Raw genomic sequence first — 10,709 nt, 5'->3', positions numbered from 1 at the left:
CCATAAAAAATCTTTAAAATAAAACATCGACGACGTCTTCAATTTTAGCGACACGAAGGATATTAATTTTATAATCGGTTTTAGGAAGCTTGCTCTGTTTAGCGATTAATATGGAGGCGAAGCCAAGTTTTTCTGCTTCTATAACGCGCTGTTCCACGCGAGTTACCGGCCTTATCTCCCCAGCTAATCCGACTTCGGCTGCAAAGCAAATATCTTTTGAAATAGAAATATCTTCATTGGAAGATAAAATGGCAGCGACGACTGCCAAGTCTATGGCGGGGTCGTCTATACTAATACCTCCTGTGATATTCAAAAACACATCTTTGGCTCCTAGTCGAAATCCTGCTCTCTTCTCTAAAACTGCTAAAATCATGTTGAGCCGTTTGAGGTTGTACCCTGTTGCCGAGCGTTGAGGAGTGCCGTAAACAGCAGAGCTAACTAGTGCTTGGATTTCAATCATCATAGGCCTCATCCCTTCTAGAGTCGCGGCAATGGCGGTTCCACTTAGGTGAGTTTCAGTTTTTGAAATAAGCAAGTCTGAGGGGTTGGAAACTTCTACCAATCCCCCTGCTTGCATTTCATATATACCCAATTCATGGGTGGAGCCAAACCGATTTTTGTGAGCTCTTAGAATTCTGTAGGCGTAGTTTTTGTCTCCCTCAAATTGAAGGACAGTGTCTACCATATGTTCTAAAACTTTGGGCCCTGCAATACTCCCTTCCTTGTTGATATGTCCTATCAAAATGACGGGGACATTGGTCTCTTTGGCGTACTTTATAAGTTCGGCGGTACATTCTCTTATTTGAGATACAGTCCCTGGCGAGCTTTCCGCGTAATCTGTATGTAGGGTTTGTATAGAATCTATGATTAAAATTTCTGGCTCTAAAGCTTCTATTTGTGAGAAAATATGTTGGGTTTTGGTCTCAGAAAGAATAAAACAGTTGGACTCCTGTTTATTGATTCGTTCTGCACGCATTTTAATCTGCTGTTGACTTTCTTCTCCCGAAACATAGAGGACTTTTTGTTTGAAGCTCAAGGATAGCTGGAGTAATAATGTACTTTTACCAACACCGGGTTCACCTCCTAGTAAAGTGATGCTGCCGGGGACTATTCCCCCTCCTAAAACCCTATTGAATTCTTGATTGGAAGTCGGAATTCTTATTTCTTTTCCAATCTTGATATCATTGATACGTTGTGGTTTCGAAATCTTTTTTGGGGTACTGGAGGTGAAGGGTTTCCAGGTTTTCTCAGGTTTCTTTTCTATGACTTCTTCTACTAGCGTATTCCACTCTTTACAGGCATTACACTGTCCTTGCCATCTGGCATATTGAGCCCCGCAGTTTTGACATAAATAGGTGGTTTTGGTTTTTGCCATAAAACTAATATCCAAATGTTTGTATGAGTGCATCTGCTTTTCCTAGCAGAACATCACTGTCGAGGTATCCAGCACTTTCTAGGCCATAAGCCCCTTGATACTCTCTGATAGCTCTTTTTGGCTGGCCAGATTTTTCAAAATAACGCCCTTGAAAGTAGTGGTATAAAACAGTATCAGAAACTTCCCTTTTGGCTAGTCTACTCAAGTTTTGGTAATCATCCCACAGTTCTTTTTCCTCTATAGCATCAGCTGTTTTAAGAAAATCAACAATTCTTATTGGGATTTCTAAAGCATATAGTTCTTGGATTGTAAAATATCTGTCTTCTAAGTAATTTGTAGGAGATGAAGATGTGAGCAATTTAGATTGATATTCTAAGTCAGAGATTGGTCCATAGGCTTCGAAAATAGAGTTTAGGGCTTTTGGAATCGCATCTGCTACAAAGCTAAAATGATCTTTATTTTTAAAAATTTCAAAGCGATAATTGACGTTAGGATTGTTACAAATCGCTAAGTAGGAATCCACGGTTTTGATTTTGTTTTTTAATTCAGGGATATCGTTTTCTGAAGTGGCTAGGTAGTACCAAATCTTAGTGTCAATTTTATCTAATTTTCCTTTAAGCCGTTCTGGTAATAATGGGGTGAAGTCTGGACTGAAATTTATATAGCCGCTGAAAAGAGGGTTTTGTTTTAGAAGGAAAAAGTTTGAAAAGTTGGCCATATAGTCCATGCCTGCAATAATAGCAAATGGAGTAGTTCTATAGTTATCGTCTAGATACTTTAAAACTTCTAAACTAATAAACTCATAGAAATCTGCTCCTGTGGATGTGGGCAACTCTTCAACTTCGTCTAGAAGTCCATCTTTACGACGGTGTCCAACTTGATTTATTCCTACAACAATGGCTTCTGGAATGATCCCCCAATAACTCAAATAGTCAACATTGCCTGCAAAGGGTTCAAATAAATAATCACCATCCAAGACAATAAGAATAGGATACTCTTTTTCACTTGCGTTATAATTTCTGGGTAATTGAAGTTTGATTTGTCGGGACTCCTTCAAAATAGATGAATTTACATCTATGTATTCAGTTTGCGAAACAACTTTAGAGGGTTGTAATAAAAAGCAAATTAATAGAATTGAAATTAACCTCATAGGTCTTGGTTTAAATCACAAATGTACTAAAATTATCGTCTATTTAATAGGGGTAAAATTATGAAGGAAAGCCCTCCCAAGACAATCACTAGCGCAGTTTGTGTTCCCCACATCACCCATCCAAAGGCTTCTCCTGTGGCGTTGGAGACACCAAAAGTATTGAACGCTATACCAATGGCGATAGGATACAAGCCTATACCGCCATTGGTAATAGACATTGCAAAGGCTCCAAAGATAAAGGCGACCAAAGTGGCCTGTAATCCTAAATCCTGTGTATCTGGGAATGCAAATTTCAAGACGTAAAACATACCTAAATAGAGTCCCCAGATAAAAAACGTATGCAGTAAAAACTGCTTTTTTTTCTTCATTGAAAACACACTCTTCATTCCTTTAAAGAGTTCTTCAATGAAACTTTTGACTTTTTGGATTAAGGTATTTCCGCTATTTTTTATAATTCTAAAGCCGATGACAAGCATTAAAATCATAGAGACAATAATAATTCCTCCAAAAAAAGGATTTATATTTTGGTCTTTGAAAAAACCAAAAATTTTATCACTTTGTGAGAGGGAGGCTATTCCTACAATAGAAAGCAGCATGATAAGGTCCACGAGCCTTTCGGTAATGATTGTCCCAAATGTTTTTTCGAACTTCACGTCTTCATAAGAAGCTAAAGTAGCGCCTCTTAAAACTTCGCCAGATCTGGGGATGCCTAAATTCGCCAAATACCCTAGCATTAAGGATAGGAAACAATTGTAAAACTTTGGAAAGATTTGAACAGGTTCCAGTAGAAACCTCCAGCGATATGCCCTAGACAAATGAGAGGCAATACCCATAACGAAGGACAAAGCAACCCATGTGATATCTACATTTCGAATATTAAACCACAATTGACCGAGTTCTTCCGAGGAAAATTTGGATAAGGAAAACCATATAAGAAATAGGCCTAATACCATTGGGCCAAGTGTTCTTACCCATTTTTTTATGGCTTTTTTCATAAAGATTATTTCAATAGATTCTTCTCATTAGGGAAGACTAACTTTGGTTGAAATGTTTTCGCTTCTTCCGGAGTCATTATTGCATAAGCCATCAAGATAAGAATATCTCCAGGCGATACTTTTCTAGCAGCAGCACCATTTAAAGTGATTTCACCACTTCCTCTTTCACCAGGTATTGCATAGGTTTCAAGTCGTTCGCCATTAGAATTATTAACAACTTGTATTTTTTCTCCTTCTACTAGGTTAGCAGCATCCATAAGATTTTCATCTATAGTGATACTCCCAATATAATTGAGGTTTGCACCAGTGACGGTCACTCGGTGTATTTTAGATTTAATAAGGTGTATTTGCATATTAAAATTAGTTAAGAGCCATATTATCTATAAGTCTTACATCGCCAAGGAATGCGGCTATAAATCCTCTGTAGGCTTCTTTTGGTTCTTTGGTTGTTGTTGGGATAAGGTCTTTCGTTTTTACAATCGAAAAGTACTCCAGCTTCAGTGTGCTTTGTTGAAACTTCTTATTGACTTCTCTTTCAATGTCTAGAATACTATAATCATCAAACATACTTTTGGCTTGAGATAAAGCTTCAAAAATCAATTCACCCTCTTTAAGCTGAGTGTCGCTAAGCCTGAAGTTTCGAGAACTTTGTGCAAGACCAAATTCGTTTCTATTTGTTGGGCATCCTATAATCTCGACTTTCTGCCCAGTGATGTTTACCAGTGTTTTGACTGCTATGAGCTGTTGATAGTCTTTTTCACCAAAAAAGGCTTTGTCTGGACTAACAATAGCGAATAATCTTTTTAAGACACTACCAACACCATCAAAATGACCAGCTCTAAACTCGCCTTCCATATGGTCCACAATGCTGCCAAAGTTATAGGATTCAGATTTAAGGCCATCTGCATACACCTCTTCTACATTTGGAGTGAAAACTAGAGTTTTAAAGTTGTGTTTTTTTAAGAAAGCAGCATCTTTTTCTACATGTCTAGGGTATTTTTCCAAATCTGAGGAGTTATTAAACTGCGTTGGATTTACAAAAATACTAACGACGACGACATCGCAAAACTTATAGGCAAAGTCGATAAGGGCAAGGTGCCCATCGTGAAGAGCGCCCATTGTTGGTACTAGCCCGATAGTCTTTTCTTTATTCTTATGAATCTCCAAAGTCTTATGAAGGGATTCTTTTGATTTTATAACCACAAGTAATGTATCTGTTTTGGATTTGCAATATTAATATTTTAACGGGAATCCACATAAATTTTTGTAAATTTGCCAACTTTTTGACATTAATCTGTAATGTAAATATTTTATGAAAGATAAACGCATTTTATACGTTTCATCCGAGGTTGTGCCTTACTTGCCAGAAAACGATATTTCTTCAACTGCTTTTGAAGCTCCAAAATTGATAAACGCCGCTGGTGGACAAACGCGTATTTTTATGCCAAGGTTTGGTAATATCAATGAGAGGAGGCATCAGCTTCATGAGGTCATCCGTTTGTCTGGAATGAATTTGGTAATCAATGATTTAGATATGCCCCTAATTATAAAGGTGGCTTCTATTCCAAAAGAAAGAATGCAAGTTTATTTTATCGATAATGAAGACTACTTCAAGAGGAAAGCTACGTTTTCTGATGAAGATGGTGAGTTATTTGAAGATAATGATGAGCGAGCAATTTTCTTTGCAAAAGGAGTTATAGAAACCGTAAAGAAATTGAACTGGTCTCCAGATATTATTCACGTTCATGGTTGGATGTCTTCTTTACTTCCTATGTATTTGAGGCATTATTATGGAAATGAGCCCTTGTTTTCTGAATCTAAAATTGTGACGTCCATATACAATCAAAGCTTTGATGGCGCGTTAGATGAAGATATGAAAAAGAAAGTTTTGTTTGATGGAATAGAAGATGATGCTATCGCTCATTTGGATAATCCAACTTACAGCAATATACTAAAAGTTGCGATAGACAACTCTGATGGTTTGGTGATTGGAAGCGAGGAAATTTCAGAAGATTTAAAGGCGTATATCGAAAAGCTAGATCTTCCTACTTTGCCTTACATAAAACGAGAAGAAATGTCAAATGCCTATCAAACCTACTACTTGAAAGATATTTTAAATGAAGAAGAAGATTAATTCTATGTATAAAGTTACCTTAAGAAGTTTAGCCTCAGTTTTTGCCCTAGTTTTGTTATTATCCTGTGAAAATGAATATTCAGAAGTCGGCATAGACTTTATTAATAGTTTAGAAGTACCTCCACCTTACGAGTTGGAAAATATAGTTGCTTACAGCGAAAAATATACTTCGATACAAACCAACGGATTTAATAATTACTTTTTAGGAGGATACGTAGACCCCGTCTTTGGTATTTTTGAAACCAAAATTCTTACACAAGTGAGTTTATCACAAACAAGACCTGATTTTGGAGAAAATCCTACAATAGATTCAGTTGTGTTTACTCTTCCTTTTTTTAGTAGAGAGGTAGAATCTGGGATTTATGAATTGGATTCTATTTACGGAGAGGGAAGTTTCAAAATCAATATTTATGAGTCCAATCAATTCCTTAGAGATTTAGATCCTGGTGAAAATGGAGAGTTTGAAGAGAATCAAAACTACTATTCAGATCAAGAGACTGAATTCAGTCCAAATATAGAAAATACGCCATTGGTCACTTCAGATGTAATAAAGCCATCAGATCTAACAAGCAGCGTTATTCTTTTTGAGCAAATAGAAGCAGATGCTGTCGATACTTTAAATCTTTCTCCTAGAATTCGTATTAATATGCCAACAGAGTATTTTCAAGAAAAAATATTGAACCCTGATAATTCTCAATTTTTAGTTAGTAATAACGTGTTTAGAAACTATTTAAGAGGTTTTTTAATTGAGGCGGAGCAACAACAGCCAGTATATTCCATGTCAATGTTCAATCTTGCAGATGCAGATGCAAATATCACGATTTATTATAACAATGAAACTCAGGTTGAGGAAGAGGACGGAACGACTACAACTGACACCCTTTATAGTCAGTATGCTTTGAGTTTTAGTGGAAATAAGTTGAATTTATACGATAACAATTTCAATGTAGATTTGTCTAATCAAAATCTAGAAGAAGGAGAAGAAAATATTTATTTGAAAGGAGGAGAAGGGTCTTCTGCAGTGATCGAGCTTTTTACGGGGCCAGATACAGATGGTAATGGCGTATCCGATGAGTTAGATCAATTAAGAGAAAACAACTGGTTGATTAACGAGGCGAATTTAAATCTTTATATCAATGAAGAACTAACACCATCTACAAAAAATAGAATTAATAGAGTCTTTTTAATAAACTTAGAAGATGAGACAGTCCTTGAGGATTATAGAAGAGACCCTACAGGTGCTGATAATCCTAACATATCTAGACAAGTTCATCTAGGTCCTTTAAATATTGATGAAAATGGGGATCCATTCTATAAAATAAGGTTAACATTTCATATCAATAATATTATTAACAACGATTCAACTAACGTTAGACTTGGCCTTTATGTTTCTCCAAACGTGAATCAAACTGAACTTGTCGAAACTAGAAATTCTCAATCAGAGGCTTTTGAGTTTGTTCCAAGAAGCATGATAGAGACTCCTAGAGGTATTGTTATTCATGGTAATCAATCTGCTGTAGAAGCAAAAAAACTCAAGTTGAAAATACTTTATACAGAAACTAACTAAATACTATATTATGTGTGGAATTGTAGGTTACATAGGAAAAGAGCAAGCTTACCCTATCATATTAAAAGGTTTAAAGCGCCTTGAATATAGAGGATATGACAGTGCTGGCATTGCTATTTATGATGGTAAAGACCTTAATATTTGTAAAACAAAGGGTAAAGTGGCCGATTTACAACTCAAATGTGATTCTGAAATTGAGCTTAAAGGAACCGTTGGAATAGGTCATACCCGCTGGGCTACTCACGGAGAACCTAATGACGCGAACTCGCATCCTCATTTTTCTAATTCTGGTAAAGTAGCGATTATTCATAATGGAATTATTGAAAATTATGAATCTTTAAAAACAGAATTGCAAAATAGGGGTTATACATTTTCATCAGATACAGATACTGAAGTGTTGGTCAATTTGATAGAAGATATCATGATCAATGAGGAAGTAAAGCTTGGTAAAGCAGTACAAATCGCTCTTAACCAAACCATAGGGGCTTATGCTATAGCTGCTTTTGACAAAACCAAACCCAATGAGATTGTGGTAGCTAGACTCGGTAGCCCTTTAGCTATTGGAGTAGGTGACGACGAATATTATATAGCTTCCGACGCTTCCCCATTTATTGAATATACCAAAAAGGCCATATATCTTGAAGATGGTGAAATGGCTGTTGTGAGACTAGGAAAGAAGGTGAAGGTTAGAAAGATCAAGGATGATTCTTTAGTAGATCCTTATGTTCAAAAGCTTCAATTGAATCTCGGTCAAATAGAGAAAGCGGGGTACGAGCATTTTATGCTGAAGGAAATTTATGAGCAACCTAGCGCCATTAAAGATACCTACAGGGGTAGAATGCTTGCAGATCGTGGAATCATAAGAATGGCAGGTGTTGACGATAATTTAGAAAAATTTTTAAACGCTAAACGAATTATAGTCGTGGCTTGTGGGACCTCTTGGCATGCTGGCTTGGTCTCTGAATATATTTTTGAAGACTTGGCTAGAATCCCTTTTGAAGTTGAATATGCATCAGAATTCAGGTATCGTAACCCTGTTATTAACAAAGACGATGTCGTGATTGCAATTTCCCAGAGTGGTGAAACCGCAGATACGATGGCGGCCATCAAATTGGCTAAAGAAAATGGAGCTTTTGTTTTTGGAGTTTGTAATGTAGTAGGATCTTCAATATCTAGAGAAACCCATGCAGGTGCTTATACCCATGCTGGTCCAGAAATAGGCGTAGCTTCGACAAAAGCCTTTACCACTCAAATTACGATTTTGAGTTTAATGGCACTAAAACTAGGAAAAGCTAAAGGCTCAATCTCCAATTCAGATTATCATATGTATTTGAATGAAATGGAGCAAATACCTTCAAAAATAGAGAAAGCTTTACAGTCCAACGATCATATCATGGAAGTTGCTGCTGTTTATAAAAATGCAAAAAATTGCTTATACCTCGGTAGAGGTTATAACTTCCCTGTTGCTCTTGAAGGGGCGCTTAAGCTTAAAGAAATTTCATATATCCATGCAGAAGGTTACCCAGCTGCCGAGATGAAACATGGCCCGATTGCTCTTATAGATGAACATATGCCTGTAGTAGTTATTGCTACTAAAAAAGGGCATTATGAAAAGGTAGTAAGTAATATCCAAGAAATTAAATCTCGTAAGGGTAAAATTATAGCGGTAGTCACTGAAGGGGATACGTCTGTGAAGAACATGGCAGACCACGTTATAGAGGTGCCCGAAACTCTTGAAGCGCTTACTCCTTTGCTAACGACAATTCCTTTACAACTTTTCTCTTATCATATTGCAGTTATGCTTGGTAAGAACGTCGATCAACCTAGGAATCTTGCAAAATCTGTAACCGTAGAATAGAATCGATCAATTTTTTATAAAAAAGGTTTCAGTCATAAAAGGTTTATTTAAATAATATATATTTGCAAAAATTTTAAATACGTCTTTTTTAGAAAAGTCATCAAATAAAATCCTTAGTTAATGTCTAAAGTTAAAGGTAAAATCACCCAAATTATAGGTCCAGTTATCGATGTAGAATTCGAAAACACTAAAGACTTGCCTAGAATCTACGATTCACTGGAAGTTAAACGTGAAAACAAATCTGACTTAATTCTTGAAGTTCAATCTCATATTGGTGAAAACACTGTGAGAACCATTGCGATGGATTCTGCAGATGGATTAAGCCGTGGAGTTGAAGTCTTGAGTACAGGATATCCCATACAAATGCCAATAGGTAAAGATATCTATGGCCGTTTGTTTAATGTCACAGGAGATGCTATTGATGGATTAGGAGATCTTCCAAAAACTGGAAAAGATGGAATGTCTATTCATAGAGAGGCTCCTAAGTTTGAGGATTTAGCGGTCTCTACGGAAGTGCTTTTTACTGGGATTAAAGTTATTGATTTGATCGAACCTTACTCAAAAGGGGGTAAGATTGGACTGTTTGGTGGTGCTGGTGTTGGTAAAACCGTTCTTATTCAAGAATTGATTAACAATATCGCTAAAGGTCACGGTGGTCTTTCTGTATTTGCTGGCGTTGGGGAACGAACAAGAGAAGGAAATGATCTGTTAAGGGAGATGCTCGAATCTGGTATTATCAAATACGGAGATGATTTTATGCACTCTATGGAAAAAGGTGGATGGGACTTGAAAAAAGTAGACAAAGCTGGAATGAAAGAATCAAAAGCGACTTTCGTTTTTGGACAAATGAACGAACCTCCTGGAGCTCGTGCTCGTGTGGCTTTATCGGGCTTAACTATTGCAGAATATTTCCGTGATGGTGCAGGGGAGTCCCAAGGAAAAGACGTTCTTTTCTTTGTCGATAATATCTTTAGGTTTACCCAAGCAGGTTCAGAAGTGTCTGCATTACTTGGACGTATGCCTTCTGCCGTTGGTTACCAACCTACCTTAGCGACAGAAATGGGAGCTATGCAAGAGCGTATTACATCGACCAAAAAAGGATCCATTACTTCCGTACAGGCGGTTTATGTTCCTGCAGATGATTTAACCGATCCAGCTCCAGCAACAACATTCTCTCACTTGGACGCTACTACTGTATTATCTAGAAAAATTGCGGAACTTGGTATTTATCCAGCTGTAGATCCATTGGATTCTACCTCGAGAATTTTGACGAGAGATATTCTTGGAGATGACCACTACGACTGTGCACAAAAAGTGAAAGAATTACTTCAAAAATATAAAGAATTACAAGATATTATCGCCATTTTAGGGATGGAAGAATTGTCTGAAGAGGATAAACTCTCTGTGTCTAGAGCACGTCGTGTACAACGATTCCTTTCACAGCCCTTCCATGTTGCTGAGCAATTTACAGGTCTAAAAGGAGTTTTGGTGGATATTAAAGAGACGATCAAAGGATTTAATATGATTATGGATGGTGAATTAGATCATATCCCAGAAGCTGCCTTCAACTTGAAAGGCTCTATTGAAGAGGCGATTGAAGCAGGTGAGAAAATGTTGAACGAAAACTAGT

9 protein-coding genes are annotated in these 10,709 nt (G+C 36.9%); 4 read left to right on the top strand and 5 right to left on the bottom strand.

Annotated features, from left to right (window positions below; genetic code table 11):
- Positions 1–13: 13 nt before the first annotated feature.
- The 5 genes from radA to panC are packed head-to-tail and all read right to left on the bottom strand — an operon-like array spanning position 14 to position 4,723.
- Complete coding sequence (radA, locus tag P700755_RS07110; protein WP_041758207.1) at positions 14–1,375, bottom strand: DNA repair protein RadA; 1,362 nt, start codon at positions 1,373–1,375, stop codon at positions 14–16.
- 4 nt (positions 1,376–1,379) lie between these two features.
- Entirely contained in the window at positions 1,380–2,525 is a 1,146-nt protein-coding gene (locus P700755_RS07105; protein ID WP_015024031.1) for an alpha/beta hydrolase, read from the bottom strand.
- Positions 2,526–2,557: 32 nt separating this feature from the next.
- Entirely contained in the window at positions 2,558–3,520 is a 963-nt protein-coding gene (locus tag P700755_RS07100) for a lysylphosphatidylglycerol synthase transmembrane domain-containing protein (protein WP_015024030.1), read from the bottom strand.
- Between the two features lie 5 nt (positions 3,521–3,525).
- Positions 3,526–3,873: an aspartate 1-decarboxylase gene (gene panD / locus P700755_RS07095; protein WP_015024029.1), complete on the bottom strand. Its 348-nt coding sequence runs from the start codon at positions 3,871–3,873 to the stop codon at positions 3,526–3,528.
- Between the two features lie 7 nt (positions 3,874–3,880).
- Positions 3,881–4,723, bottom strand: a complete 843-nt coding sequence (gene panC / locus P700755_RS07090) for a pantoate--beta-alanine ligase (protein ID WP_015024028.1) — start codon at positions 4,721–4,723, stop codon at positions 3,881–3,883.
- Between the two features lie 109 nt (positions 4,724–4,832).
- Here panC and P700755_RS07085 point away from each other — a divergent pair, with 109 nt between their 5' ends.
- The 4 genes from P700755_RS07085 (at position 4,833) to atpD (ending at position 10,708) form a co-directional block, all read left to right on the top strand.
- Positions 4,833–5,654, top strand: a complete 822-nt coding sequence (locus tag P700755_RS07085; protein WP_015024027.1) for a glycogen/starch synthase — start codon at positions 4,833–4,835, stop codon at positions 5,652–5,654.
- Positions 5,638–7,221 (top strand): BamH family beta-barrel-assembly machinery protein, encoded by a 1,584-nt coding sequence (gene bamH, locus P700755_RS07080; RefSeq protein WP_157609266.1) that lies wholly within the window; start codon positions 5,638–5,640, stop codon positions 7,219–7,221. The genes P700755_RS07085 and bamH overlap by 17 nt, the downstream gene beginning before the upstream one ends.
- A gap of 10 nt (positions 7,222–7,231) precedes the next feature.
- Positions 7,232–9,079: a glutamine--fructose-6-phosphate transaminase (isomerizing) gene (gene glmS, locus P700755_RS07075; protein ID WP_015024025.1), complete on the top strand. Its 1,848-nt coding sequence runs from the start codon at positions 7,232–7,234 to the stop codon at positions 9,077–9,079.
- 120 nt (positions 9,080–9,199) lie between these two features.
- Positions 9,200–10,708 (top strand): F0F1 ATP synthase subunit beta, encoded by a 1,509-nt coding sequence (atpD, locus tag P700755_RS07070; RefSeq protein WP_015024024.1) that lies wholly within the window; start codon positions 9,200–9,202, stop codon positions 10,706–10,708.
- The last annotated feature ends 1 nt before the right edge of the window (position 10,709 follow it).

The sequence above is a fragment of the Psychroflexus torquis ATCC 700755 genome (assembly GCF_000153485.2).
Classification (GTDB): domain Bacteria; phylum Bacteroidota; class Bacteroidia; order Flavobacteriales; family Flavobacteriaceae; genus Psychroflexus; species Psychroflexus torquis.
Note: the sequence above shows the minus strand (reverse complement) of the source record. Positions and strands in the feature narration are given on the sequence as shown.